This is a genomic window from Planococcus sp. MSAK28401 (assembly GCF_018283455.1).
In the GTDB taxonomy this organism is placed as follows: Bacteria; Bacillota; Bacilli; order Bacillales_A; family Planococcaceae; genus Planococcus; species Planococcus alpniumensis.
In genome coordinates this window covers 1,735,847-1,760,671 of the sequence record NZ_JAAMTH010000001.1, presented here as the reverse complement: position 1 = coordinate 1,760,671, position 24,825 = coordinate 1,735,847, and the positions used below count along the sequence as shown (strand labels likewise).

At 45.8% G+C, this 24,825-nt stretch carries 26 protein-coding genes and 1 riboswitch; of the genes, 5 read left to right on the top strand and 21 right to left on the bottom strand.

What is annotated here, in order from left to right:
* Nucleotides 1-36: 36 nt before the first annotated feature.
* The 8 genes from G3255_RS09005 to gnd form a co-directional block, all read right to left on the bottom strand.
* Complete coding sequence (locus G3255_RS09005; RefSeq protein ID WP_211654168.1) at nt 37-402, bottom strand: cupin domain-containing protein; 366 nt, start codon at nt 400-402, stop codon at nt 37-39.
* Between the two features lie 15 nt (nt 403-417).
* Entirely contained in the window at nt 418-903 is a 486-nt protein-coding gene (locus G3255_RS09000) for an NUDIX hydrolase (protein WP_211654167.1), read from the bottom strand.
* A gap of 66 nt (nt 904-969) precedes the next feature.
* Nucleotides 970-1,425, bottom strand: a complete 456-nt coding sequence (locus G3255_RS08995; RefSeq protein ID WP_211654166.1) for a hypothetical protein — start codon at nt 1,423-1,425, stop codon at nt 970-972.
* Between the two features lie 64 nt (nt 1,426-1,489).
* Nucleotides 1,490-2,371: an aminoglycoside phosphotransferase family protein gene (locus G3255_RS08990; RefSeq protein ID WP_211654165.1), complete on the bottom strand. Its 882-nt coding sequence runs from the start codon at nt 2,369-2,371 to the stop codon at nt 1,490-1,492.
* Between the two features lie 76 nt (nt 2,372-2,447).
* Entirely contained in the window at nt 2,448-3,005 is a 558-nt protein-coding gene (locus tag G3255_RS08985) for a shikimate kinase (protein ID WP_211654164.1), read from the bottom strand.
* 193 nt (nt 3,006-3,198) lie between these two features.
* Complete coding sequence (gntK, locus tag G3255_RS08980; RefSeq protein ID WP_211654163.1) at nt 3,199-4,743, bottom strand: gluconokinase; 1,545 nt, start codon at nt 4,741-4,743, stop codon at nt 3,199-3,201.
* Between the two features lie 61 nt (nt 4,744-4,804).
* The gene (locus tag G3255_RS08975) at nt 4,805-6,148 is read right to left on the bottom strand and encodes a GntP family permease (RefSeq protein ID WP_211654162.1); all 1,344 of its coding nucleotides are present in this window, start codon (nt 6,146-6,148) and stop codon (nt 4,805-4,807) included.
* 30 nt (nt 6,149-6,178) lie between these two features.
* Nucleotides 6,179-7,060: a phosphogluconate dehydrogenase (NAD(+)-dependent, decarboxylating) gene (gene gnd / locus G3255_RS08970; protein WP_211654161.1), complete on the bottom strand. Its 882-nt coding sequence runs from the start codon at nt 7,058-7,060 to the stop codon at nt 6,179-6,181.
* 131 nt (nt 7,061-7,191) lie between these two features.
* Between gnd and G3255_RS08965 the strand changes: the two genes are divergently transcribed.
* Entirely contained in the window at nt 7,192-8,043 is an 852-nt protein-coding gene (locus G3255_RS08965) for a MurR/RpiR family transcriptional regulator (protein ID WP_211654160.1), read from the top strand.
* 88 nt (nt 8,044-8,131) lie between these two features.
* Here the strand turns inward: G3255_RS08965 and cls are convergent, their stop codons facing one another.
* Entirely contained in the window at nt 8,132-9,583 is a 1,452-nt protein-coding gene (gene cls, locus G3255_RS08960) for a cardiolipin synthase (RefSeq protein ID WP_211654159.1), read from the bottom strand.
* 310 nt (nt 9,584-9,893) lie between these two features.
* Between cls and G3255_RS08955 the strand changes: the two genes are divergently transcribed.
* Complete coding sequence (locus G3255_RS08955) at nt 9,894-11,126, top strand: IS110 family RNA-guided transposase (protein ID WP_211654158.1); 1,233 nt, start codon at nt 9,894-9,896, stop codon at nt 11,124-11,126.
* A gap of 204 nt (nt 11,127-11,330) precedes the next feature.
* Here the strand turns inward: G3255_RS08955 and G3255_RS08950 are convergent, their stop codons facing one another.
* The gene (locus G3255_RS08950; RefSeq protein WP_211654157.1) at nt 11,331-12,065 is read right to left on the bottom strand and encodes a YwaF family protein; all 735 of its coding nucleotides are present in this window, start codon (nt 12,063-12,065) and stop codon (nt 11,331-11,333) included.
* A gap of 337 nt (nt 12,066-12,402) precedes the next feature.
* Here G3255_RS08950 and G3255_RS08945 point away from each other — a divergent pair, with 337 nt between their 5' ends.
* On the top strand, nt 12,403-13,173 hold the full coding sequence (locus G3255_RS08945; protein WP_211654156.1) for an alpha/beta fold hydrolase: 771 nt from the start codon (nt 12,403-12,405) through the stop codon (nt 13,171-13,173).
* A 90-nt stretch (nt 13,174-13,263) separates the two neighbouring features.
* Here G3255_RS08945 and G3255_RS08940 read toward each other — a convergent pair whose 3' ends face one another.
* From G3255_RS08940 to G3255_RS08905, 8 genes are all read right to left on the bottom strand, one after another.
* Nucleotides 13,264-14,007 carry an ABC transporter ATP-binding protein gene (locus tag G3255_RS08940; protein ID WP_211654155.1) on the bottom strand — a complete coding sequence of 248 codons (744 nt, stop codon included), beginning with the start codon at nt 14,005-14,007 and terminating at the stop codon, nt 13,264-13,266.
* Nucleotides 14,000-14,761, bottom strand: a complete 762-nt coding sequence (locus G3255_RS08935; protein ID WP_211655807.1) for an ABC transporter permease — start codon at nt 14,759-14,761, stop codon at nt 14,000-14,002. The genes G3255_RS08940 and G3255_RS08935 overlap by 8 nt, the downstream gene beginning before the upstream one ends.
* A gap of 5 nt (nt 14,762-14,766) precedes the next feature.
* A complete protein-coding gene (locus tag G3255_RS08930) occupies nt 14,767-15,060 on the bottom strand; it encodes a thiamine-binding protein (RefSeq protein ID WP_211654154.1) in 294 nt (97 codons plus the stop codon).
* Nucleotides 15,060-16,067 (bottom strand): ABC transporter substrate-binding protein, encoded by a 1,008-nt coding sequence (locus tag G3255_RS08925; RefSeq protein ID WP_211654153.1) that lies wholly within the window; start codon nt 16,065-16,067, stop codon nt 15,060-15,062. Before G3255_RS08925 ends, G3255_RS08930 begins: the two co-directional genes overlap by 1 nt.
* Nucleotides 16,068-16,195: 128 nt before the next feature.
* Nucleotides 16,196-16,305, bottom strand: a riboswitch (TPP riboswitch).
* Nucleotides 16,306-16,402: 97 nt separating this feature from the next.
* Nucleotides 16,403-16,699: a putative quinol monooxygenase gene (locus G3255_RS08920; protein ID WP_211654152.1), complete on the bottom strand. Its 297-nt coding sequence runs from the start codon at nt 16,697-16,699 to the stop codon at nt 16,403-16,405.
* 29 nt (nt 16,700-16,728) lie between these two features.
* Nucleotides 16,729-17,157: a MarR family winged helix-turn-helix transcriptional regulator gene (locus G3255_RS08915; RefSeq protein WP_211654151.1), complete on the bottom strand. Its 429-nt coding sequence runs from the start codon at nt 17,155-17,157 to the stop codon at nt 16,729-16,731.
* A gap of 106 nt (nt 17,158-17,263) precedes the next feature.
* Complete coding sequence (locus G3255_RS08910; RefSeq protein ID WP_211654150.1) at nt 17,264-17,908, bottom strand: nitroreductase family protein; 645 nt, start codon at nt 17,906-17,908, stop codon at nt 17,264-17,266.
* A 159-nt stretch (nt 17,909-18,067) separates the two neighbouring features.
* Nucleotides 18,068-18,604 carry a GNAT family N-acetyltransferase gene (locus tag G3255_RS08905; protein WP_211654149.1) on the bottom strand — a complete coding sequence of 179 codons (537 nt, stop codon included), beginning with the start codon at nt 18,602-18,604 and terminating at the stop codon, nt 18,068-18,070.
* Between the two features lie 152 nt (nt 18,605-18,756).
* On the opposite strand from G3255_RS08905, the gene G3255_RS08900 reads away from it, so the two are divergent.
* On the top strand, nt 18,757-20,556 hold the full coding sequence (locus tag G3255_RS08900) for a M3 family oligoendopeptidase (protein WP_211654148.1): 1,800 nt from the start codon (nt 18,757-18,759) through the stop codon (nt 20,554-20,556).
* Nucleotides 20,557-20,659: 103 nt separating this feature from the next.
* Here G3255_RS08900 and G3255_RS08895 read toward each other — a convergent pair whose 3' ends face one another.
* Nucleotides 20,660-21,106 (bottom strand): hypothetical protein, encoded by a 447-nt coding sequence (locus G3255_RS08895; protein ID WP_211654147.1) that lies wholly within the window; start codon nt 21,104-21,106, stop codon nt 20,660-20,662.
* 237 nt (nt 21,107-21,343) lie between these two features.
* On the opposite strand from G3255_RS08895, the gene G3255_RS08890 reads away from it, so the two are divergent.
* On the top strand, nt 21,344-22,054 hold the full coding sequence (locus G3255_RS08890; RefSeq protein ID WP_211654146.1) for a hypothetical protein: 711 nt from the start codon (nt 21,344-21,346) through the stop codon (nt 22,052-22,054).
* Between the two features lie 94 nt (nt 22,055-22,148).
* On the opposite strand, the gene G3255_RS08885 is transcribed toward G3255_RS08890, so the two are convergent.
* Both G3255_RS08885 and G3255_RS08880 read right to left on the bottom strand, forming a co-directional pair.
* Nucleotides 22,149-22,433, bottom strand: coding sequence for a hypothetical protein (locus G3255_RS08885; protein WP_211654145.1), 285 nt, complete (start codon nt 22,431-22,433; stop codon nt 22,149-22,151).
* Nucleotides 22,434-22,724: 291 nt separating this feature from the next.
* Entirely contained in the window at nt 22,725-24,047 is a 1,323-nt protein-coding gene (locus G3255_RS08880; protein WP_211654144.1) for a PQQ-dependent sugar dehydrogenase, read from the bottom strand.
* Nucleotides 24,048-24,825: the final 778 nt, after the last annotated feature.

Genomic DNA, 24,825 nt, shown 5'->3' with positions numbered 1-24,825 from the left:
GAAGAGTAAGCAGCGCAAAATTTACGAAAAACCCGTTTAGATCCACACATCATTTTCTGCCGTCCGTTCACTTTCCGTATCGCCTGTATTGACGACCCCTTTAGGTTCAACCAGCAAGATGCTCGCTTGTGTTTTGGCATATGGCTTGTGCTCGGTATTCTTTGGAACGACAAACATTTCGCCTTCTTTCAAGACCACTTCCCCGTCCCGAAATTCAATGACCAGTTCGCCTTCTAGTACAATGAACACTTCATCGGTGTCCTCGTGCTTATGCCAGACAAACTCCCCTTGCACTTTTACGGTTTTGAATTGATAATCATTCATTTCTGCAATGATTTTTGGCGACCAAAGATCGTCGAATTTCGAAAGTTTTTCATTGAAATTGATCGGCTTGAAATTCATTGAATCCACTCCTCTCTATGTTTTTATTGCTTCTGAAAGTGCTACAACTGTGTACGCTGCGATTTCCCGATTTTTATAAATGAAGCTATGTTCCAATCCCAAATCGCCATTCAGCAGCGAAGGCAGATAGGCACGTAAATTAGCGGCTACCCCGCGATTGTCTTTTTGCATGATCCAGCCGATCGATTTCCAATCCAATATGCCTTCACATGTTCCGAAAGGCGTAGCCAATAACTGATTTTTTGGCATTTCCGCCATAAACAAGTACATGCCTTGCCGGCTGTTTTCACTTGTGAAAATAACATTCCCAGCATACACCATGTCTATCAGTCGGATGCCGGTCTCTTCAAAAGTTTCCCTGATGGCACTTTCAAGGGATGTTTCGCCGGGCTCGATTTTTCCGCCAACGCCATTCCACATGCCCATCTGCGGGGGCTTCTCTCGGTTCAGAAGCAGAATCTTATCGCCATTTCGAATTAAGCACAAAGTATATTTCAGCATGATTGTTGTTCTCCTATCGCCAGCTTGATTGGCTAAAAATGTTCTACCGTTACCTTAGATATTTTTTTATTCAGGATTGTCCTTTTCTTCCTTCACTTCTTCCCCCGTTTTTCCATCCAAGGAATACACATTGCCGACGAGCGCTTCGCTTGAGCTGACTGGAAAAGACCATCCGCCTATTACTTTATTGTGATAGAGATAGACGATAGTACTTGTTTTTTTATTGTTATAGAGAAGTTCAAGCGGGTGATTTTGTACGATTAATTCCACAGAAGTAAGCTCTTTGTCTATGTATTGAGCGGAATCTAAGGGTTGAACTTGCCAAATCGGCGTGTAGGCCGGGTCCGCTAAATTTTGTTTCGTTGAAAGCAACGATTTTTCTTCTACCACGGAAATCGACGTATATCCTTGGCTTTCCAAATAAGCTTCCGCTTCCAGAACCGCGGCGCTTTTTTGTTGATTTTCATTGCATGCCGCTAACAAAAAAACAGCTAACAGTAAGATGTAACAAAGGGTTCTCAACAATCTCCCTCCAATCTGCTAGATTTGGCATTCGCCGATTTTCTTGATAGCCAGAGTTTAGAATTCATTTTTCCAGCCGATCTCCTTGCAGCATCCCTTTTAATATCCGTAAATTGGCTTCATAGAACGCGACATTTTCCTGCAGCCCCCGCCTTTGGCTCCAGCCGATACTATTAAAGGCATCAATGAAACGGTAAAAAGGCAAAACGGATTGCAAGTCAATCATCGGCCGGATGCTGTTATAGCCCATCTGAAAGGAGTCAGATAATGACGAATTTGTGCTGAGAAAATCACGGTGAATTTTAGTGAAATCAATGTCTGTCGACCCGAAGCGGACACTTTCAAAATCGATCATGCCGGAAACCCGGCCTTCCTCCACAATGATATTGGCTTGCCGGAAATCCATATGGACAAAACTCGGCCCGTCTGGTTCTGGAAGCTCGCCCTTCATTTGCTCAAATTTTCGCAAGCTGGCCATATATAAATCCTCATCCAATACTTCTTTTGCATCTTCTGCGAAGCTATAAAACTGCCTTTCGATAAATTCATGCCAATTGTCAAATTCATTTTTTATCGCGCTGGATTCTGTCGTGTTCGAAGGTTTGATTTGATGCATTGCCGCTTGCATTGCACCGATTTGATACGCAATTTCTGGAGAAGCTGTTGCGGACAAAGGCTTCCCTTTCAGTTCGGACAGCAGTAAAGCCCCCGGACATTTAGCGTCACCCGCCCAATAATCGAGCAGCTTTGGAATCGGGACATATCCAGCGAGGATTTCATAAGCAGCTAGCTCGCGCTCGTATTTCACACGGGTATACGGTATTTTTACGAAGACAGTGTCCCCGTTCATTAAAGTGCATCTATATACGGTTGAACTGAAAGAATCTTCGACTTCATTGACAGTAACGACTTCCAAACGGAATTGCTTCAATACTTGATCCAACATGGGTCTCTCACCTCGTTTGTTATAAATGCCCTAATGTCTTTCTGGCTGGTTGTATAACAGGCCGGCTACCGATTTTCTATAATGCAAAGCAGTCTTTAATCATTTGAGCGACAGTTTGCGGGTCTAGCTTTGTGTTATCGATTCGTATGTAATTTTCTTCATGAATTTCCTCCGGCAAAGAGTTAAGCCGGTTCAGTTTATGCGTTTCGATTAAATGCACTTCGGATTCTGCCACATTGCGCTTCGTTGCTTTATGTGCAAGGCGATGAGGCGTTTGGTTTCGTAGCAAACGTTCGCTCTGCTGTGCTTCAAGTTCTACGAAATAGACTTCTCCACCCGCTTGTTCAAAAATAGAGCGAATATGGCTTACAAATTCCCAATCCTTTGTTGACTCAAATGACCAGACGAAAGTGAACACAATGCCTTCCAGATCGCTTTTAACGGCCGCTTTAAATATTTCTTCCCGAATGATAGTCGAGATTCGCCATGTGTCTTCGCTGAAGCCAAAGAATGGGTGCAGCAAGTCAATCGTCATATGATTATGAAGTAATTTGAGGTGCGTTATCTTTTCCAATTCATGGCCTATAGTCATTTTACCGACTGCTTGCGGGCCGAATAATAATAAGAGTTTCATAGCGCCTCCAATCGTAGCTGCCGGTAATCAATTTCTCCCAGCAACCACCTGTACTTGTAAATATTAGTATATCAAAAGCGTCTTCGAATTCGATCCGTTTTCAGAACTTTTCTACAAAATATAGATCGGCTTCATGAGGAAAATGAATCGTGGAATTAAAAAAACCCGAAGCCATTAAGCTTCGGGTTTCTTCTTATTTCATATGCTTGCGCTGGAAATCGGAAATGCTTTCGTATTCCTCTGTCAGAAGTCGCGACAAACGGATATAAATCGGAAGCAGTTCGCGGTAAATATTGCTTGCTTCTGTTTCCGGATGATGCGTATGTGTGCTGCCGATCATCTCAGAGACGATGCTGAAATCCTCGATCTCGCCAGTGGCATACATGCCGAGAACCACTGCGCCGAGACAAGAACTTTCAAAGCTTTCCGGGATGATGACCGGCTTGTCGAAGACGTCAGCCAACAGCTGGCGCCACAACTCCGAGCGGGCAAAACCGCCGGAAGCCTGGATGCGTGCCGGCTCCCCCGTCAATTCCTCAACGGCGAGAAGCACGGTATAGAGATTGAAGACGATGCCTTCTAATACAGCGCGAATCATATGCTGCTTCTGATGATGGATGCTCAGGCCGAAAAACGATCCTCTCGCGTTAGCATCCCAGAGCGGCGCCCGTTCGCCTGTCAAATAAGGGTGGAACAACAGCCCGTCAGCTCCTGGTTTAACCGTTGCGGCGATTTTCGTCAACACATCGTATGTATCGATCCCGAGGCGCTTCGCTGTTTCCACTTCAGATGATGCGAATTCGTCGCGAAGCCAACGCAAAATGATGCCACCGTTATTGACCGGACCGCCGATCACCCAGTGATTCTCCGTCAACACATAGCAGAAAGTCCGCTCTTTCGGGTCGGTTTTCGGCACCGGAGACACCGTGCGGATGGCACCGCTCGTCCCGATGGTCACAGCAATGACGCCGGGGTCGATGGCATTGACGCCAAGATTGGCCAATACGCCGTCGCTTGCCCCGATAACAAACGGAACGTCTTCCCGGACACCCATGAATGCAGCGAATTCCGGCGCGACTCCTGTAAATTGCTCGGTCGTCGGCACGAGGCGCGGCAATTTCTCTGTCGTGACACAAGATACATCCAGTGCGCCTTGGTCCCAGTCGAGCTGTTCCAAATTAAACAAGCCGGTAGCGGAGGCGATGGAATGGTCTTCGACGTATTCCCCGAAAAATTTATGGAAAATATAGCTCTTGATGCTAATGAACTTCGCGGTAGCTTGGCAGATTTCCGGTTTTTCATCCTGCAGCCACAAAAGTTTCGATAACGGCGACATCGCGTGGATCGGCGTACCGGTCCGCAAATAAATGTCATGGCCGTTCAAGTTTTCTTTGATGTGCTTCGCATGCTTTGAGCTTCTCGTATCTGCCCAAGTGATGCTATTGGTCAAAAGCTCTCCTTGTGCATCCACCGCAATCAGGCTGTGCATCGCCGAACTGAACGACAAGAGCTTTAATGACTCTTTGCTAATGTCGCTTTTTCTTAAGGTTTCCCGGACCGCTGTCAGGACGGCGCGGAAAATTTCTTCCGGGTCCTGCTCGGCGGTCAATTGGTTCGGTGTGTGCAAGGGATAGAAAACGGTATGGCTGTCTTTGATTTGCCCCGCTTTATTGAACAGGACAGCTTTTGTGGAAGTGGTCCCTATATCGACCCCTAAATAATAGGATTGTTCAGGCATGTTCTTCTTCCTTCCTTATAACAGAAAAAGAAAAAGGAGAATCCCTTTTTCTTTTCTGTACTCATGTAATAAAGAAACTCAAAATCAATACTACCACGAATCCGGTGAGGCCGATGATGGTCTCCATCATGGTCCAGGATTTCAAGGTATCTTTGACGCTCATTCCGAAATAGCGGTTAACAAGCCAAAAGCCGGAATCGTTTACGTGAGATAAAACCGTGGCGCCTGCAGCGATGGAAATAACGATTAAACCAAGTGCTGGGCCAGTTGTTCCGGTAATTTCTAGAAGCGGTGCGATCAATCCTGCAGCCGTTACCATGGAAACGGTAGCCGAGCCTTGAGCCACACGGACCGCTGAAGCGATCAAGAATGCCAAAACAATCGGCGGAAGTGCAGAATCGCCCATCATTTGGCCAAGCACATCGCCGACACCTGAGTCGATAAGTACTTGTTTGAACACGCCGCCAGCCCCTGTAACGAGGATGATGATCCCTGCAGGTTCAAGTGCTTTCGTTGCAATGTCTTGTACTTCCTGGCGTGAATAGCCGCGGCGTGTGCCGAGGAAGAAAAACGTCAGGATCGTAGCGATCGTCAAGGCGACGAATGGATGGCCAAGGAAAGTCAAAATCTCACGGATCTGGTTCCCTTCATCCAATACGACGGCTGACAAGGTGTTGAACAGGATTAACACAAGCGGAATCAAGATCAAGGAAATGATCATGCCGAAACTTGGCAATTCCTTATCGTATTCCTGTTCTTTGATATCCATGTAATCCGGAATCGTTAGATGAATGCGCTTCCCTATGTAGCGTCCAAAAACTGGTCCCGCTAAAATCATCGATGGAATCCCTGCGAGCACCCCGAACAGGATAACCCAGCCAAGTTCTGCCCCAACCAGTTCCGCAACCGCAATCGGTCCCGGAGTCGGCGGGATGAAGCTATGTGTAACAGCAAGACCCGCTAACAGCGGAATCCCGTAATGCAAAAGCGATTTGCCGGTCTTTTTCGCCAAACTGTAGACGATTGGCACCAAAATGATGAAGCCGACATCAAAGAATACAGGAATGGCCACGATGAAACCTGTGACGCCAAGAGCCCATGGTGCTTTATCTTCTCCGAATTTCGCAATTAATGTAGCGGCTAAGCGTTCAGCGCCGCCGGAAACTTCAAGCATTTTCCCAAACATAGCGCCAAGGCCGACGACCACTGCGACAAAGCCGAGTGTTCCGCCCATGCCGTTTTGAATTGATTGAATAACATCCCCAAGCGGCATGCCTGCCGCGATGCCGAGCAGTAAACTTACCAATAATAACGCGACGAACGCATGCAATTTCGTGCGCATGACCAAAAATAGCAAAACGAAAATACTTGCGACCGCGATAATAATCAATGTTGAACCAGCCATGTGATTTCCCCCTATCCGATAAACAATGGTTTATTTTTTGACGACTGCGTGCCCGCCGAATTCATTGCGAAGTGCTGCGACGACTTTTCCTGTAAACGTGTCGTCTTCGAGCGAACGGTAGCGCATCATCAGTGACATTGTGATGACCGGTGCCGGCACATTCAAGTCGAGTGCCGTTTCCACTGTCCATTTCCCTTCACCTGATGAGTTCATAACCCCTTTGATGCCATCGAGCTTTTCATCTTTCGAGAAGGCATTTTGCGTCAAACCCATCAAATAAGAGCTGATGATCGAGCCGTTGTTCCAGACGCCGGCCACTTTTTCGTAGTCATAGTCGAAATCACTTTTGTGAAGGATGTCAAATCCTTCAGCAATCGACTGCATCATGCCGTACTCAATGCCGTTGTGAATCATTTTCATGAAATGCCCGCTGCCTGATTTGCCTGCATAAAGGTAGCCGCCTTCGACTGAGATGTCGCGGAACAGCGGTTCGATGTCGGTAAACTTCTCCTCGTCTCCGCCGATCATGGCACAAATTCCGTGGCGTGCACCTTCTGTCCCGCCACTTGTGCCGCAGTCGAAGAAATAAATTCCGCTCGCTTTCAATTCCTCAGCGCGTCGCACCGATTCTTTGTAGTTCGAGTTGCCTCCGTCAATGATGGCATCGCCTTTGTCCAACAGCGGCACCAATTGTGCGATGACCGATTCCGTAATTTCTCCGGCCGGCACCATCAACCACACTGTACGTGGCGCTTGCAGGTTCTGCACCAATTCTTCGAGTGATCCGGCTACTTTGAAATCGCTTACTTCCAACGCGTTTGCATCATGCCCTACCACTGTGTGGCCATGATCTGTTAAATTGAGTGCCAAGTTCTTGCCCATCTTGCCCAAGCCGATAATTCCGATTTCCATTTGAAAACCTCCTGTAGAATAAAAGAATATTTTTCCTTAATGAATTAAGTATATCAAATATTTTTCCATACACAAGCATGTTATGATAGAAATATAAAAATACTTCAAGCAATAGAAAGAGGCGTGGCAGGATGAAACAACAACAATTCGCATTGGCAGCCATCCGTGGCAGTTACCGCAATTTCAGTGAAAAGGAAAAGAAAATCGCCGATTACATCTTGAATGACCCCCGCAATATCATCCATCTGACGATCAATCAAATCGCCGATGAACTTGGGCTTGCGGAGTCGACCGTCTTCCGCTTCTGCCAGCGCCTTGGCTTTAAAGGCTTCCAGGCGTTCAAAATCGCTTTGGCTGCGGAAGTCGTGGCGCCATTAAAAGACATCCATGAACAGATCGAAGAAGGCGACGAAGTGAAAACGGTGGCGGAAAAAGTGTTCCGCTCCAACATCAAGACGCTCGAAGATACTTTGCAGATCATCGACGAAGAGGCCTTGAAACAAACAGTTGCCTCAGTGCTGTCCGCCCGCAAGATCGAGTTTTTCGGAAATGGCGGGTCTGCAATGATCGCCATGGACGGCTATCATAAATTCGTCCGCCTCGGCCTTCATGTAGCGATGAATATGGACGCCCACCTGCAGCTCATGTCCGCATCGCAGCTTACCAAAGGCGACGTCGCCATCGTCATCTCTCACTCCGGCAGCACGCGCGATGTCCTAGAAGTGCTTCATGTGTTGAAGGAAAAAGAAGTGACGATCGTCTGCGTGACCAATTTCGCCAAATCACCTTTATCCAAAGAGGCGGATATTGTCTTGTACACGTTATCGGAAGAAACGGATTTCCGTTCAGAAGCCCTCGCTTCCCGCATTGCGCAGCTCAGCTTAATCGATGCGCTTTACACGAACGTCATGATCGCTCGCGGAGACGAAGGCAAGACGGCGCTGCGCCATATGCGCGAAGCCATGTCACAGAAGCGCTTGTAGGTCCTGAAAAATTTAGACAAATAAAAAAGCTGGAACCTAAAGTGGTTTCAGCTTTTTCGTATGTCATTCAACACTTAGCTATCATAAGTTACAAGATTGGGCTCAATAAGCGGGCAAATCCTTCGCGCAGCTTGATGGTCCAATCGCGCTCTGCGTAGAGTTCTTTCGTCAATTTTCGGCAATCGGCTGTATCCGACTCAAACAAGGACTCCAGTTCGAGCGCAATCCGGCGGTTGAACACGAGCGTATTAATTTCGAAATTCAGTCGGAAGCTGCGGGCATCGAGGTTGGTGGTCCCGACAGTTGAAATCTCGCCGTCCACGGTCATCGTCTTGGCGTGCAAAAAGCCGCGATCGTAAAGATAAACGTCCGCCCCGTAATCGAGCAACTCGCCGAGGAACGACCACGATCCCCACATGACAAAGGGATGGTCAGGCTTTCCTGGAATCATGATACTCATTTTAACACCGCTCAGCAAAGCCATTTTACAGGCGTCCATAAAACTTTTGTCCGGAATGAAATACGGCGTCTGGATGTAGATTTCTCGCTTTGCCGAAGAAATCATTTTAATTTTCATGTTTTTCAAATGCTCTGTATCGGAATTCGGCCCGCTCGTGACGATTTGCATCGGCGAAAAGTTCCTGATTTGGTGCGTGGGAAAACAGAAGATGTCATCACGGCTCTTATACTGGTTGGCATAGTTCCAGTCCAATACGAAACGGTCCTGGATGTGTTGGACGACATCCCCTTCTATGCGCAAATGGACATCGCGCCAATAGCCAAACTTCTCCACTTCCCCTAAGTATTCCGTCCCAACATTGAACCCGCCGATATAGCTGGTTTTCCCGTCAATGATGCACACTTTCCGGTGGTTGCGGTTATTGAGGCGGAAATTGATTCCCCATTTGGACGGAAAAAAGATTTCCACTTCGCCGCCATATTCGATCAATTCCTTAAAATCCGATTGTTTTAAACTCTTCGATCCGACTGCATCGTATAGGAGACGTATCTTGACTCCTGCCTTGGCCCGCTCGAGCAAGGCATCGAAAAGCCGCTGGCCGAGCGCATCCCGCTTGATGATGTAGTATTGGACATTGACTTCTTCCTGCGCATGGCTGATGTCTTCGATCATCGTGTCGAATTTCTCATTGCCTTCAGAGAATATCCGGGTTTCGTTGTAGAAACTGACGAGTGATTTGGAAGACTGTAAATTCATGATTAGCAATTGCTCGTATTTGTTCAGCAGCTCTTCATCATACTCCGCTTCCCCTGCCCGTATGCGCTGGACTTGAGAATCGACTTGGCGCGTGTAATAGGATTGTTCATCTTCACTTAAATTGTAGAAGTTTTTGTTCGTTAAATGCCTCCCGAAAAACAAATAGACGATAAATCCGAGAATCGGCAAGAAAAACAAAATCAACAGCCATGCCCACGTAGCCCCTGCATCCCGCCGTTCATTGAAGATGATGATAAGTGCGAGCACGATGTTCAACAACAATAAAGAGTTCAAGGTCCAGCTCAGTATGACTAGCCAATCCATTCCCCCCCACCCCTTTCGCTATGTCCCCCTTTATTCTCTAAATATGCAAATAGTCCTCTATTGCAAAGAAAACATACTAAGATTAGTAGGACGAACCAAGGCATTGGTTTGTCCTACTATTTTTTTATAGTAGAGGTGAAGCGGAGGTCGAGGCAGTTTTGGGATCTTGAATCCGTAAATAAAACGGACCTCCTTCACCCACCTTATCTGAATCAGGTTTGAGTATGTGGGATCCATTGAGATCGTGTAGAAGAAATGGGAATCGGTAAGGATCGGTGAAGCTTCCAATCAAAATGAAGGAGTGTGGGAGATGAAACATGTCATCGCTTTTGATGTCAGTATGGGGAAAAGCTATATTGTGGTCTATAACGCGCTGAAAACCTGTATCGCTGAAAAAGAAATCCAGCACACGCGCGAAGATTTTGCTGCGTTGAAGCTGCTGATTGACGACCTAACCGCAGGTTATGATGAGGTGCCACACCTGGTATTTGAATCCACCGGCGTTTATTCACGCCAACTCGAACGCTTCATGCAAGAAAACAGTTATCCGTATTATCTGATGAATCCCCTGGAAGCCAAACTGCAGAATGACCGGTTGCGGAAACATAAGACGGACCGCGCAGACGCTCATCAGCTCGCAAGCAGCCACTTCCAAAATGAACGTCGCCTGGAGACACCGTCATTAGATGTCTACCGGCAACTCAAGAAACTATCCCGGCATTACACGGATCTGGATGCGGAGCTGGCCGTCGTCAGGGGACGTCTGCACACGGAACTGCAGCTCACTTTCCCGGAACTGACTGACTTGTTCACGACAAAATCGGACCTCTTTCTTCGGTTAGTGCAGTTGTTTCCGCATCCCGACCTCGTGTTAGGGAACTCCAAAACGTTGCTTAGAAACCGGATTCTCGCCAATACTGAAAAGCGAACGTCCACTAAAAAAGCAGAAGAAAAAGCCATCCAACTGCTGGATGCCGCCAATAGTTCCTACCCTGCGGTAAAGGTCGATGACCTTGCTTGTGAGCTGGTTCGACTGTACGCTAAGCGGTTCCAGGAGCTTGTCTTTCTGAAAGAGGCGTGTATCGAGAAAATGGCCGCGCTTGCTTCTCCGTTGGACGAGTATGCCATTCTGTTAAGTATTCCAGGCATCGGAGACAATACCGCCGTTCGCTTGCTAGCTGAGATTGGCGATATCGGGCGATTTGAGAATCATAAGCAGTTGAATGCCTTTGCCGGCATCGACATTCGCCGTTACCAATCCGGTAAGTTTCTCGCAAGGGACCGCATCAATAAACGCGGAAACAAACACCTCCGCAAACTGCTTTACATTATCATTATGAACATGCTTAAACAGAAGCGCCTGTCTCAGAACCACCTGGTGGATTATTATCAGAAATTAAAAAAACAACCTTATAACAAATGTCATAAGGTTGCCGTGGTGGCCTGCATGAACAAGCTGCTCAAAACGATTCACCACTTGGTCACACACCAATTACGCTACGATTACAGGCTAAGCCCCTGTACCGTGGCACCTAAAGTTTAACACATTTTGCCCCTGCTAAAAAAAAGAAAAAGCCGGAGGTTTTTTGGCATGCCTATTTTTAGTTATGATTAATTTCCGCCTCCTAAAAGATAAGACCTCACGGAAAAACCTCTTTGAAATTGATTAAAAACTATTGACTAATCGTAAGAAAAAACTGCCGTGGACGGAAGCATTTCCGTCTCGGCAGCTGGTTTATGGCCCTATTCATTTTTCTTCAGCACCGGTTTTCTTAAATAGCCAGCGGAATATCCCATACTGAGCTGCAAATAAGAAAAAAGCAACTAAGCATAAATTGATATAATACCAAACGCCGTCCCCGAAAAAATCCAAGGGCGAGACGGTAGATGGCCGCTGCGACAAGTAAAGATAATTCGAGCCAGTCTGTGGATTGACCCAAAAGCCGATGAACGCGGCATAGACGAGCAAAATGCCATAAACTGAAAACACCGAGCGCCATGTGAGTGCGTTTGGCATCGCCAAAGCCAAAAACCAACATGCCCATGCGATGGCGGTGTGATGGACAAAGAATTTCCAAAACCGGTAATGCTGGTAATCATAAGGCATGTCCGGTGTGACGAGTGCCAGTGCCGCTGGGACAATGCCGATGAAAAAAGACATACGGACCCAAAACGGGCGCAAAGTTACTAAGCCGATCATGGCAGTGACAGAGGCAATACCGCATAAATGAAGCGGCATATAGCGGTTGAAGCTCCAAAAATCATGGCTGATGGCCCAATATTGATACGACACTTCAGAGATGAGCAGGACAAAAAACAGCAGCCAGCGCAATTGCTGGAACAAGGCATCTTTGGCCGATAAATTATCTCTTAATAGAATCAGGCATAAGAATCCTATCATTGCGATTGCCAATACGACTAGATGGCTCACGGAAAAAAGCTCGAACGGATAATCGGATCTTGCGCCAAACCATGTGTCCATCGCTGCCCCTCCCGAAAACTATTGTGATCATATCTTATCATTATTTTCTTCGTACGGAATTCAATTCCTGCTGTTTCAGCTAGCTTTATTTTCGCTAGCTGCTGGCAACAATCCAATCGCTTGATTCCAAGTTGATACAAATATGAGTACAGTTACGAGTATTCCATTAAAACACTAAAAGCCGTTGAATTGGGGAATGGTAAAAGCAATATTGCCTGTTTCCCCGTTTTATGTAAGCGTGGCATTACTTTCATCACTTAAGATGAGCTCAAGATTTCTTCAGTAATGAGACATTTGTCCGACAGGTGTCCATAACCGGAATGGAGAGGTGTCTAACATGATCGATTACTCAGAGACGGCGTTTACTGGTAAAGAACCTATCCTCTTTATCCACGGCCTTGGTGCAAGCCGATGGATGTGGTGGCAACAAGAGAGCGCGTTTTCAGATTACCCATTAATCATGGTCGATTTGCCCGGCCATGGAAAAATTGCGGCTACTCCATGGGTCAGTTTAGCGGATACTGCCGAACAAATCGCCCAACAAGTGATTAGAAATCGTGCTGTGCACGTGGTGGGGCTTTCTTTAGGCGGCCACATTGCCTTGGAATTGGCTAAGCATTTTCCTGAAAAGGTACTCAGCCTTTTCATTAGCGGCATTACGGTGAAGCCCTTGCATTATGGGTTTTTATTGAAGCTGCAATCACGCGCTGTCCAGCGGAACATTCGCAACAAGCCGTATCTCGAAAAGATAGCCCGTGAATACTACCGGCTGCCTCCCGAAAAGATCCCTGAATTCATCTCGAATTACCAACTTCTAACCCTTCAAACGTATGAAACCATCTGGAAGGAAATCATACGATTCCGCCTCGATGCATCGTATGGGCATTTCCATAAACCTTCGCTGTTTGCTGCAGGGGAAAAAGAATCTCGTGCCATAATCGCTTCCATCAAAATTGCGCCTGTTGTCATGCCAAACGCTATTGGAATATTGATCCCAGGAGCCCGTCATGATTGGCCCATTCAGCAGGCCACAGAATTCAATCGCCTCTTGAGGAAATGGATAACGACAAACTTGGACGAAAAGGAATTCTTGCCTCCGCCCAATTAAGTGCAGGGGTATACTGTTGAAAAAACTATCGGTGAAGCGCAAAAGGGCATATAAATGGCCGTCGAGATTTCTCGACGGCCTGGATCGTTATTATTTTGGTGCGGCTTTTTTCAATACTTTATAAATATCTTTTTTGTATTGCAGAAACTCTTCTGTCAGGATGATGTCTTGTGCTCTCGGCCTCGCGAATCCTACGTTAAATTCAGCAACAACGTGCGCAGGTTTTTCCGATAATACCAGGATGCGGTCTGCGAGAAACAAAGCTTCTTCTATATTATGCGTGACGAAAAGAATCGAGCGTTTATTGTGCTGCCAAATATCAAGCAGCCATTTCTGCATTTCCGAACGAGTGAATTCATCGAGTGCTGAAAACGGCTCGTCCAGCAAAATGAGCGGCTGCGGGCTCAACAGGCTGCGGATAAAGGCGGCGCGTTGCTTCATGCCGCCTGACAATTGGTGTGGATATGATTGCTCGTATCCTGCCAGTCCTGCTTTTCCCATCATTTCTACGGCCGCTTGCTGATCTTTACGTCCTACGATCTCAGCCCCTAATAAGACATTGTCCAGCACTGTGCGCCACGGAAGCAGTGACGGGCTTTGCGGCATATAGCTGACGGAGCCTTTTTGGCCGTTTATGTTCTCGCCGCCCAATAGAATGGTTCCTGCATCTGGTTCATACAGCCCGCCGATCAAATGAAATAATGTGCTTTTTCCGCTGCCGGAAGGGCCGAGCACGGCGACAAATTCTTCTTCCTGGATTTGCAGCGACAGCTCTTTTATCACTTCGGCCCCGTCAAAGCTTTTGGTCAATTGCTCGATTACCAGTTCAGCCATTCGCATCTCCTCCCCCGCTCGTTTTCCAGCGGATGACCCGCTTTTCGAGTAACACAATCGCTGCAAAGAATATCATGCTTAAACACATGATCAACAAGATCGCGACAAAAACTTGCGTCGTCCGGAACGACGACGAGGCGAGCGTCATATAGACGCCGATGCCTTCCTGCGCTCCGAGCCATTCGGAAATGACGGCGCCCATGACGCTGTAGGTCGCCGCAATTTTCAATCCTGAAAAGATCGACGGCATCGCATGCGGCCATTCGAGCTTCCAAAAGATCTGGCGTCTGTTAGCTCCTGCCATTTTCATATAGTGCAGCAACTCGCCGCTCGTCTGCCTGAACCCGTCAAGTGCCGCGATGGTGATCGGGAAAAAGCACACGAGAATGATGATGATCAGTTTTGGCAATAAGCCAAAGCCGAACCAAATGACCAATAGCGGCGCCAACACGATGATCGGGATATTTTGCGATAAAATCAGCAAAGGATAAAAAGTCTCCCGCAGTTTCGGCACGAGATGAAGAATCATCGCGACGCCAAGGCCGATCGACGATCCGATGAAAAAGCCGAGGATCGACAACCGGATCGTCGCAAATAAATGCCCGCTGTAGTTTGGCCAACTTTTTACCGCTTCTACCCCGATCTGATAAGGGGTCGGCAATAGCCAGTCCGGCACTTCAAACAGCGGCACCAGCACTTGCCAGATGATCAATAAAAGGATGAGGACCAGAACCGGTCTCCATCCTTTTTGCATAATCTTCACGGCCGGTATTTCTCCGTCAATTTATCCATCGATGCGCCGCTCGGCTGATACAGCACTTTGATTTGGGAGATGACGTTCGGGCTGCCGTTTTCGATCATCGCCTCGTTCATTTCCTCGACGATCGAAAACAACTGCGTCAGATCCCCTTCCATCGTCGTCTCCAATGGATTGACTTGGTAAGGGACACCTGACTTTTCAATGACGGCGATGGCTTTATCTACATACGGAATGACGTCTTCCCCGTTTTTCGTTTTCGGGATGATTTGAATACTTAATAATGCGTTGCCCATCAGTTTTCCTCCTCCGGTAAAAATTCATTGGTGTACGCCTGCTCGACGTCCAATTCCTCATCCAGTAATCCATTGTCGAACATCCAGGCAGCGTAATCCGCCCATACTTGCTCTTGTTGTTCGCCGAATTTCGCTGCATCGTCCTGATATTTCGGCGACAGCCATTTCTGGCTCGCTTTCACCAGTTCCGGATCCAAATCCGGGACCGATTCGATGAGGATGTCCGCTGCTTGTTCCGGCTCATCGATGGCGAATTCATAGCCTTGCGACACTGCTTTGGTGAATGCACGGACGGTTTCCGGATCTTCTGCAATCATGTTTTCATTGGTCATCAGGATAGGGGTATAATAATCCAGTTTCTCCGAGTAATCCGTCAAATACTGCATGTTCAATTCGTCGCCGCGCAGTTCAGCTTCAATGCCCGTCCAGCCGTAATAGATCCACGCAAAATCGATGTCGCGTTCGACCGCCGTGAAAAAGTCGCTATTGCCGATATTGACGATGTCGACGTTTTCCACATCGGCCCCTTCCTGTTCCATGATGGACCCAAGCACCGCTTTTTCGACTGGCGCTCCCCAGCCGCCGTAAGTTTTTCCTTCGTAATCGCTCGGCGACTCGATCTCTTTGTCTTTAGGTGAGGCAAATCCGGACGTGTTGTGCTGGATGAGCGCCGCGATTGAGACGATCGGAATGCCCTGCACTCTCGCTTCCGTCAAGCTTTCCTGTGCGCCGATGCCGAATTCCGCCTGGGTGGAAGCCACCAATTGATTGGCGCCCGCTTCACCCGGCAAGATGATCTCGACATCGAGCCCTTGCTCTTCAAAATAGCCCTTTTGCTGTGCCACATACAATCCGGTGTGATTTGTGTTAGGCGTCCAATCCAAGACCATTGTCACTTCTTGTAATTCCTGCTGTTCATTTGCCACATCGCTTCCCGGATTTTGCGCTTCGTCTGTGCATGCCGCCAGCAGCAATACCGGTGCAATGGCAATCGTCCATTTTTTCATATTGTTTCCCCCTCTGAATGAATTCATAAAAGATGATTTCAGGAGCTGAGTCAGGGGACATATCCAATTGCGGATACAAAAAAGCGCCCAAGGTTATAGAAACCTTGGGCGCATATCATCGCAGAATAGACCGATTTGAATATGTTCCCTCCGCTGGTATTAGCCAGTTCAGGTTCCAAGGGTCAATATCTCACGGATATTCTCTCAATCGGCAACACCGATTCCCCCACATGTGTTTTATGAAATTAGCATTTGTCTTTCAAGGTCTATATTGTCACAGTTCACCGAGATGTTCAAGCTCTGTCTGGCATCTCGTTTGAATAAACAAGCTTTCCTTACATTGGAACAGCTTCACCGCTGTAAACTTTGAGTTCGATCGGCGCACTCATGAATTCGGCCGCTTTTTTAGAGAATGCCGTGAAATGCTCGCTCGTGTTATGAGCTTCAATCGCTTGCGCATCTTTCCATACTTCTACCATTGTGAAATGGCCTTCCTGCTCGACCGATTTCATTAAATCGTATTGGACATTGCCTGGTTCTTGACGCGATGCTTCGATCAGGATCTTGCTTTCGTTTAAAAAGGCTTGTTCCTGGTCAGGTTTCACTTGTAAATGTGCGTGAATAATCATCATTTCATTTCGCCATCCTTTAATTTAGTTTTTTAATAATCGACAATATTGTCTTGCATGCGTTGGAGCATATCGCTAAGCGCATTCACTTCGTCAGTGGTGAAGTCGTTTAGCATTTGCTTGACGAAGCCCATATTCTCTTTCCGGTATTCGATGATGCGCTCGCGGCCTTCATCGGTCAGGCTGACAAAAATCACGCGATTGTCTTCTGGATTTCTGCGCTTCGTGACCATGCCGCTCGCTTCAAGCTGTTTCAAGTGGCGCGTAACCGCGGCACTATCGATATTGACCAATTTTTGAAGCGTCGACTGGTTGATCTCTTCTACCTTATAAAGTTGGGACAATAATTCATAGCGCGATGCACTGATGCCTGTGCAACGCTCGAACTTCGGGCTGATTTGATTGGTCAGGCCCTTAAACTGATGCAGCACTTGTTCCTGCTTTGAAAATGAACACGGCATAAAAAGACCTCCTAAATGATCGGTGAAGTCAATTGATAGCTGTGCCCACTATTCATTGACCAGTCAAATATAATACATAAATCCCGAATACTCAAGGTCAGCTGGTTTAGCTCCAGGTCGTGGTCGTTTCGACCGGCAAGCGGTATGACTGGAAGCCTTCACTCGCGGCTTTACCGATCGTGAGAAGCATGACTGGCACATAACGCTCTTGGTCCAGGCCGAACGTTGCAGCGATTTTTTCCTTGTCGTAGCCACCGATCGGGTTGGTGTCGTAGCCGAATGCACGGGCAACGAGCATCAATTGCATGGACACAAGTCCTGAGTCCAATAGCACGATGTCTTTCATTTGCTCACTCGACATGCCTTCATACAAAGGTTTGAAGTAGCCGACTTGGAATTCTTTTACTTCTTCTGGCATATAACCGAGTTCTACGGCTTTTCCGTAAATTTCTTCTGCGTACTCAATGTTGTTGAGGTCGCCGAACACGGCGATGACAGCTGATGCACTCATCACTTTTTCCAAGTTGAACGATGCCAGCGGCGCTAGCTTTTCTTTTCCTTCTGCACTGTCGATAACGACAAAACGCCAAGGCTGCATATTGATGGAAGATGGTGCCGTGGATGCCTGTTCCAGGATTTCGGTCATTTCCTCGCGGCTGATTTTCACATCCGGATCGTATTGCTTAATGGAACGGCGCCCATTGACGATTTCATTGAAATCATTGGTTTTTTTGTTTTGTAATGTGTTCATCTTAATTGCTCCTTTTTCTACCCTAATAGTTTTGAGAGATATTAATTGACCCCTCATTAATTGATGCCTCACATAATATAAACCCGTTAAAGAAAAAATGCAACCAGAAAGTTTCAAGGGATTTTTTATCCACAAAAAAAGAAAGGCTTCTGCAGCCTTTCATGTTTTTGCAGTCATATAATCTCTTCGGATAATTGCCATGATGATTTCGTCTGAAAACATCCCGTTGTAATGGAGCGCTTCCCGCAAGACCCCTTCTCTTTTGAAGCCGTTCTTTTCATAAGCGCGTATGCCCCGCTCATTATGGCTGAACACTTCCAATTGCAGGCGGTTGAGTTTAAGCTCGTTGAAGACAAATTTCAGCACCAGCTCGATCGCTTCTGTGCCATAGCCTTTCCCCGTCAGTGCCATCGCATTCATGGTGATCCTGAACCCCGCACTTTGGTTGCCCAGATCAATATCCAGCACCGACAACTCGCCGATCATTTGATCCGTTGCGTTCAAACAGATCGTAAAATCGTAGCGCGAGTCGTCCTGCTGGATCTGTTCGATATGGTCTTTGATTTGCTCGACCGAAAATCTTGCTTTTGTTCCGGTCATGTAGCGAATTTCTTCGTCTTCGGTATGGTTCAAGAACAGCTGTGCATCTTCTGCCTCTACTGGCCTCAAGTATATCCGTTCATTGATTAGCTTCATGGGTTTCCTCCAATTTAAGATTATTATCTAATTCATTTTCAATACGGCCACGGGAGCACGGAATTTTCAAATCATTTCGACTTCTCTTATTCATTGCTGTAAACTAAAACAGAACACGCGTTTCTATCCGGAATACCGAAAGGAGAAATTCAATGAACACCACAACCTACCCCGAGCATTGGAACTTGGATGCTTTATTTAATGGCAAGAGCAACTCGCCTGAATTTTTTCAATTAATGGAGCAGACGAAAAGCCAGATTCAAGAGCTGTCTGAACTGATTGATTCCATCAATTCGAAAAGTTTTTCCATCGAGAAAATGTTGGTGGAAAACTTAAATGGCTTTGGAATCGTCCAGCTATCGCTTTCGCAGATGAGCTCGTTTGTCACGTGCCTGCTGGCAGAAAGTCCGAAAGACTCCCAAGTATTGATACTGCGCGGAAAAACGGCCTCGCTTCAAACAGAATACAATGCGATTCTGACGCGTTTCCAGCAGCTGCTATCAGAAATCGACAAACCCCAGTGGAATGCCTTAATGGAATTGGAACAACTGAAAGATTATCAGTTCATCTTAAATGAATGGCGCGAGCAAGCCGATTCACCATTGTCTGTAGAATTGGAACATCTCTTGTCTGATTTGATGGTCGATGGATATCATGCCTGGGGCGATCTCTATCGATCAACCGTCAATAATTTGACCGTCTCTATTGAAATAAACGGAACCATAGAAGATTATTCCATAGCCCAAGCGACGAACCTGCGCTCCCACCCAGACAAAAAGCTTCGTCATCAAGCAGCACAAGCCTTAGAAAACACATGGCGAAATCAGCAGGATACCATGGCCCGCATCCTCAATCACCTCACAGGGTTCCGGCTGCAAGCAGATAAAAACAGAGGAATCCCGAATGGACTCGACAAGCCATTACAAGACAACCGGATACAAAAAGAAACCTTGGAGGCTATGTGGCAAGTCGTCAGTGAAAACAAGAACAGCTTTGCCTTTTATTTAACGCATAAGGCCAGGGGCAATAAGATGTCTTTTCATGATTTCTGGGCGCCTTTTGACCAGGAGAAAGCCTCCATGGATTATTCGCAAGCGGCCGAATTTCTCATGGAGCAATTCCGTCAATTCGGTCCGGAAGTGGAACAATTTGCACGTACTGCTTTTGAAGAAGGCTGGATTGAATCCGCCAACTCTTCGGGAAAAGGCTCCGTCGCGTTTTGCGCCGGCTTCCCTGCCACTGGCGAATCCAGGGTGTTTTTGACATTCGACGGATCGATGACCAGCTTGTTGACTCTCACACACGAACTGGGGCATGCCTTCCATAACCATGCGATGAAAGAAGTTGAGCCGCTCAATCGCAAATACGGCATGACGACCGCTGAATCCGCCTCGACATTCTGCGAGATGCTCGTGCTGGATGCAGCCATCCAAAAAGCAGATAGGCCGAAAGAAAAACTCATGCTGCTGGACGAAAAAATAAAACGAAGCGTCATGAACTTTATGAACCTGCACGGGAGATTCCTGTTTGAAGAAAAACTTTACGAAAAGCGCAAGGAAGGCATGATCAGTGCGGAGCAATTGAACGAACTGATGAAAGCTTCACTGGAAGAAGGCTACGCCAGTTCGGTTGATGACCTGCCAGTGCATTATTGGATTTCCACGCCGCATTTCTACATAACCAGTTCGCCCTTCTATAACTTCCCTTATACGTTCGGCTATCTGTTTTCCGTCAGTGTCTACGCCAAAGCGCTGGAACAAGGCTCGGGCTTCGAGCAGCAATACTTGGCGCTGCTCCGCGATACCGGAAAACTTACTGTAGAAGAGCTGGCGATGAAGCATCTGGGTGAAGACATCACCCAAAAAGAATTCTGGGAAAAAGGCATGACGCTATGTGTGAAAGACGCCGAGGAATTTATTCGGCTTAGCCGATTGGCATCAGCAGAGAGATAGAAACTGTTTTCTAATAGAGTAAAAAAGACTAATAAGTTGTCGAATTCTATTTAGTAAAGGCAAGCAGTGGCTTCCATCTTGATAGACGAAGTCACCTTTCAATTCACCACTCGAAATGACGAACGTCTTCAGGAAGAACCTTTTCTAAAAAGGCTATTTGTTCTGCGTTTAACTTGTAACCGATCAATTCCACTCCATAATGCTCAGACGAAAATAGTGATTCGCCTTGCTTTTCTAAAAATAAGGAGAACCACTTCAACCTGCCTTTGGTGTCAAGAGATCGCGAAAGAATGAATTCTTTCGCTTTTTCATTTAATTGCCCACTTGCAATAAACAACTGGCCATCTTCATCACGTTCTACACTCGACAACTCATTTAAAATATCTTCGAATTTTGCGCTTTCTTCTTTCCAACAATGGATTTCGAATGAATCTGCATGCGCAAAGAAATGCTCGATCATCGGTATCCAAAACGAATAGTCTTCTGCGTAAGAAAATGTTTCAGGCGTGTCCGCCATGCTTGTAAGTTCATAGTGCATATTGTGTTTCATCTTCAACCTCCGGAATTTAAGTCATTGGACTAGATTCTCTTTCTTCGCTAAAAAATCCTATCGTCTTGTTAAATATAGTTTCAACTACGCAAGACTTCTAAATATTAAAAGGTTATTCATTATTTAGAGTCGAAGCAATACAATATAGAAAATCATCGCACACTATTTACGATATTTTTTACTTAACAAAATCTCGCCATTTCACCAGATCATTTCATCTGACAGGAGGCTTGGGTCATGCTATTGATTCCGTTTTTGATCGGCATTGTATTCATCTTGATCCATTTCTTCGCCAGCGTCCTGGTGCCTCGAGATAAACTGAAGCAAGTGAAATGGTTCTCGTTTTCAGGCGGGCTTGCCGTTTCGTATATTTTCATTTACTTGCTCCCTACTCTTCATAAACAGCAAGCGGCGATCCAAGAACCCTACCGGCAGCTAACGATGGAGTCGGAAATCTATTTCGTCGGCCTTCTCGGTGTCGTCTTGTTTGTCGGCATTCAAATTGTCATCCAGCAAAATTATATTTCCCATACCTCTACTTTCTGGTCGGTCATCGTGTTCTATGCATTCTACAACGCGCTGGTTTCCTACTCTGTGCTGTCATTTGAAGTATCGGCTGTTCAAGCCTTGTTTTACTGCGTCGCGATCGGTCCACATTTCATGGCGGTCGCTCATGACATGTGGCGGAAGTTTCCCGTGGAATACAATAAATACGGCCGTTATATACTGGCTGTCGGAATTGTCGCGGGCTGGATCGTCGCTTTGACGACTGAACTGACGCCGCTGTTCAAATCGATCGTCTTCTCGCTCGTTTCCGGTGCGATGATCTACACGGTTTTCAAGCACGAACTGCCGAGCGAAAAGGACACGCATTTCCCGACTTTCCTTATCTCTGTCATCATATACTCTGCGATTACGATTACACTGAAATTTGTGTTCGAATGGTAGATACCAAAACAAGCCCGGCACAGTTATAAACTGCGCCGGGCTTGTTTATTTTCGCTTCTCTTCTTCCTCTTCATCATAAACTTGTTCCATTGATTCAAAACAAATCAATTGCTCTATAAGGAATAATATCCGTAAAGAATAAAACAAACGAAAACGCAGTAATCCCTATTCCTAACCAAAAATACTTTCTCCAACATTGTATGACGACGCCGAGCAAAAACACAGCAGCGGGGATTAGCCAGAGTGGGAAGATAATATCAGGCGCTTCCGGTCCATATTCAGAGATGAAGCCAGCTGCAAACCAATAAGATACGGGAAGTATAAAAAGTCCCGCTAAAGGAAGGTATACAAAACGCAGAAGTATGATGGTTAATTTCATAAAGAAACATTCTCCCTTCATAAAACAGACTAAAAAGCATAAATAAAATATAAGGGTATTTTAGCAGTCTACAAACTTTTATCAATTTGGGTAATTATACCATAGAAATAAATGGGAGATGCTGATGGGTGTAATGCTTTTCTCTTTATTTCGATCATCTACCTTTATACTTTCAAGCTGTTCAGGCACAAAAAAGCAGGCATTCATGGATTCCCATAAATACCTGCTTCTATACTATTATTGACCGTCGTAGTTTTTACCTAAGATTAGGTTCTTTTAGAGAATAATAAATTATTCTGCTGCAGTAATCTGGTAAATCAGACCGCCATCAGTGCTCGCAATTAGCGTGCCATCTTCAGTTACAAGAATGTCACGGAAACGTTGCGCTTCATCAGTCAATAGTCGTTCTTCTCCAACAACGATGTCATCTTCAATAACGACACGAACAATATAGTTCGGCGCTAAACCACCGATGAACAAATTGTTTTCCCATTCAGGAATTGCGTCATTATCATAGAAGGACATACCACTTGGCGCACTTGTTGGATCCCAATAATATCTTGGTTCAACAAAGCCTTGCGCCTCGTGTTCTGAGATACCATCATTGATTAATTCACCAGTATACTCGATACCATAAGAAACAATAGGCCATCCATAGTTATTCGCTGGTTCGATGATATTCAGTTCGTCACCAGCTTGTGGACCGAATTCCACGATCCATAAGTCTCCTGTTTCAGGGTTGTAGTCTATGCCTTGAATATTACGGTGGCCATAGCTATATATCCCATCCAGTGCGTCTTCATCTTCGACGAATGGATTTGAATCTACTGGTTCCCCGTCTTGTGTAATGTGAATGACTTTACCTAAGTAAGCATCCAAGTCTTGTGCACGTTCACGAATTGGATCATCTGAACGCTCACCAGTTGTTAGGAAAAGGTTGCCTTCCTCATCGAAGATAATACGGCCGCCATAGTGTAAGTCGCCATCATATGCTGGTGTTGCCTGGAAGATGACTTCAAAATCTTCAAGTGAAGTTTCATCTTCTGATAAAACACCTTTACCTACAGCAGTGACAGTACCGCCTTCAATATCTTGTGAAAACGTCATGAATACTGATCTTGATTCGTCAAAATCAGGTGCAACGGCTACATCAAGCAAACCGCCTTGGCCTGAGTTATTTACTTCTGGCGTACCTTCGATTGGATCTGAAACAGAGCCCTCTTCAAGGTTTACAATAAGAAGTTCTGCTGCATCTCTTTGCGTCACAAGTAAGCGGTTTGGTTCAAACTCTACCATACCCCAAGTCACGCCTAAACCATCAACAACAACTTCCTCATTAAGTTCTGTTTCAGTCTCTACTGCAGGTGCTCTTGTTTGTTCCGGAAATGCCGGTTCAAACTCAGTAACTTTTGGTTCAGTTTCTGCACTTTCGTTAGCGCCTTCGTCTGCACCTTCTTCTGTTGTAGTGCCCTCATCGGCACTTTCTTCTGTTGCAGCATCCGAGTCATTCGTTGACTCTTCGTTCGAAGCATCGTCATTGCCACATGCTGCCAAAGCCAACACAGAACTTAACACTGTGAGGGACATTAATCTTGACCACGAAATTTTCGACATAGCTTTTCCTCCCCATTTCTAGAATATTCAACCGAATATATATCAAATTTCAGTTTCCCGAAATTTAACATCTAAAATGGTTAAGACTTTTATATCATAATGAAACATATGAAACACATTTGTAAATAACGTTATCATAATTTTAGGGTAATAGAAAACAATTTGACTTTTTCGCATGATGAAAGAGAAAATACAAGAAGTTGTAGCTTCTGCCGATCGGCGAAACTTCAGTAATAGTGAATGAAGATGTGTTTGCCACGATGTGGTGCTTATTTCAGTAACAGCACTATGAAAAACACGAATGCGTTTCCACACACAGCCCTCGCTTTTAGAGGAAAATAAAAAGGGATAGAAAATGTGCCTTATCGGCGTCTTCTATTCCTTCTATTTTTGTAGCTTTCTATATCCAGAACTATGATAACTTTATCTTTCCTAAAATAAGAGAATCTAAATAATCGGAAAAATTTTTCTTTATTACTCTTCATCAATATTCCAATCTTTTATTATAGCAAACATGATTACAAAACTGTAAATTAACACAGCCCATGAAGTTATTCTTGGAAAAATATCTAGTTGTATTTGGTGGAAGATATCTACTATGGCGTATATAAAGACAAGTAACGAGAGCACTAAAACAAAAATCTCCTTTGTTCGTTCAGATAATTTCATGATTTTTGGATGATTATGTTGTCCATAAGTTTCCTGCCTCCGATCATATGATGATCCTGGAATCGCCTTAATAGCATAGATTATCTCGCTTCAAATACTAAGTTTTTTA

What these genes read in the sequence shown, in the direction of transcription:
- G3255_RS09005 (WP_211654168.1), bottom strand. Translation starts at nt 402, where the DNA reads ATGAATTTCAAGCCGATCAATTTCAATGAAAAACTTTCGAAATTCGAC.
- G3255_RS09000 (WP_211654167.1), bottom strand. Translation starts at nt 903, where the DNA reads ATGCTGAAATATACTTTGTGCTTAATTCGAAATGGCGATAAGATTCTG.
- G3255_RS08990 (WP_211654165.1), bottom strand. Translation starts at nt 2,371, where the DNA reads ATGTTGGATCAAGTATTGAAGCAATTCCGTTTGGAAGTCGTTACTGTC.
- G3255_RS08985 (WP_211654164.1), bottom strand. Translation starts at nt 3,005, where the DNA reads ATGAAACTCTTATTATTATTCGGCCCGCAAGCAGTCGGTAAAATGACT.
- gntK (WP_211654163.1), bottom strand. Translation starts at nt 4,743, where the DNA reads ATGCCTGAACAATCCTATTATTTAGGGGTCGATATAGGGACCACTTCC.
- G3255_RS08975 (WP_211654162.1), bottom strand. Translation starts at nt 6,148, where the DNA reads ATGGCTGGTTCAACATTGATTATTATCGCGGTCGCAAGTATTTTCGTT.
- gnd (WP_211654161.1), bottom strand. Translation starts at nt 7,060, where the DNA reads ATGGAAATCGGAATTATCGGCTTGGGCAAGATGGGCAAGAACTTGGCA.
- G3255_RS08965 (WP_211654160.1), top strand. Translation starts at nt 7,192, where the DNA reads ATGAAACAACAACAATTCGCATTGGCAGCCATCCGTGGCAGTTACCGC.
- cls (WP_211654159.1), bottom strand. Translation starts at nt 9,583, where the DNA reads ATGGATTGGCTAGTCATACTGAGCTGGACCTTGAACTCTTTATTGTTG.
- G3255_RS08955 (WP_211654158.1), top strand. Translation starts at nt 9,894, where the DNA reads ATGAAACATGTCATCGCTTTTGATGTCAGTATGGGGAAAAGCTATATT.
- G3255_RS08950 (WP_211654157.1), bottom strand. Translation starts at nt 12,065, where the DNA reads ATGGACACATGGTTTGGCGCAAGATCCGATTATCCGTTCGAGCTTTTT.
- G3255_RS08945 (WP_211654156.1), top strand. Translation starts at nt 12,403, where the DNA reads ATGATCGATTACTCAGAGACGGCGTTTACTGGTAAAGAACCTATCCTC.
- G3255_RS08940 (WP_211654155.1), bottom strand. Translation starts at nt 14,007, where the DNA reads ATGGCTGAACTGGTAATCGAGCAATTGACCAAAAGCTTTGACGGGGCC.
- G3255_RS08935 (WP_211655807.1), bottom strand. Translation starts at nt 14,761, where the DNA reads ATGCAAAAAGGATGGAGACCGGTTCTGGTCCTCATCCTTTTATTGATC.
- G3255_RS08930 (WP_211654154.1), bottom strand. Translation starts at nt 15,060, where the DNA reads ATGGGCAACGCATTATTAAGTATTCAAATCATCCCGAAAACGAAAAAC.
- G3255_RS08925 (WP_211654153.1), bottom strand. Translation starts at nt 16,067, where the DNA reads ATGAAAAAATGGACGATTGCCATTGCACCGGTATTGCTGCTGGCGGCA.
- G3255_RS08920 (WP_211654152.1), bottom strand. Translation starts at nt 16,699, where the DNA reads ATGATGATTATTCACGCACATTTACAAGTGAAACCTGACCAGGAACAA.
- G3255_RS08915 (WP_211654151.1), bottom strand. Translation starts at nt 17,157, where the DNA reads ATGCCGTGTTCATTTTCAAAGCAGGAACAAGTGCTGCATCAGTTTAAG.
- G3255_RS08910 (WP_211654150.1), bottom strand. Translation starts at nt 17,908, where the DNA reads ATGAACACATTACAAAACAAAAAAACCAATGATTTCAATGAAATCGTC.
- G3255_RS08905 (WP_211654149.1), bottom strand. Translation starts at nt 18,604, where the DNA reads ATGAAGCTAATCAATGAACGGATATACTTGAGGCCAGTAGAGGCAGAA.
- G3255_RS08900 (WP_211654148.1), top strand. Translation starts at nt 18,757, where the DNA reads ATGAACACCACAACCTACCCCGAGCATTGGAACTTGGATGCTTTATTT.
- G3255_RS08895 (WP_211654147.1), bottom strand. Translation starts at nt 21,106, where the DNA reads ATGAAACACAATATGCACTATGAACTTACAAGCATGGCGGACACGCCT.
- G3255_RS08890 (WP_211654146.1), top strand. Translation starts at nt 21,344, where the DNA reads ATGCTATTGATTCCGTTTTTGATCGGCATTGTATTCATCTTGATCCAT.
- G3255_RS08885 (WP_211654145.1), bottom strand. Translation starts at nt 22,433, where the DNA reads ATGAAATTAACCATCATACTTCTGCGTTTTGTATACCTTCCTTTAGCG.
- G3255_RS08880 (WP_211654144.1), bottom strand. Translation starts at nt 24,047, where the DNA reads ATGTCGAAAATTTCGTGGTCAAGATTAATGTCCCTCACAGTGTTAAGT.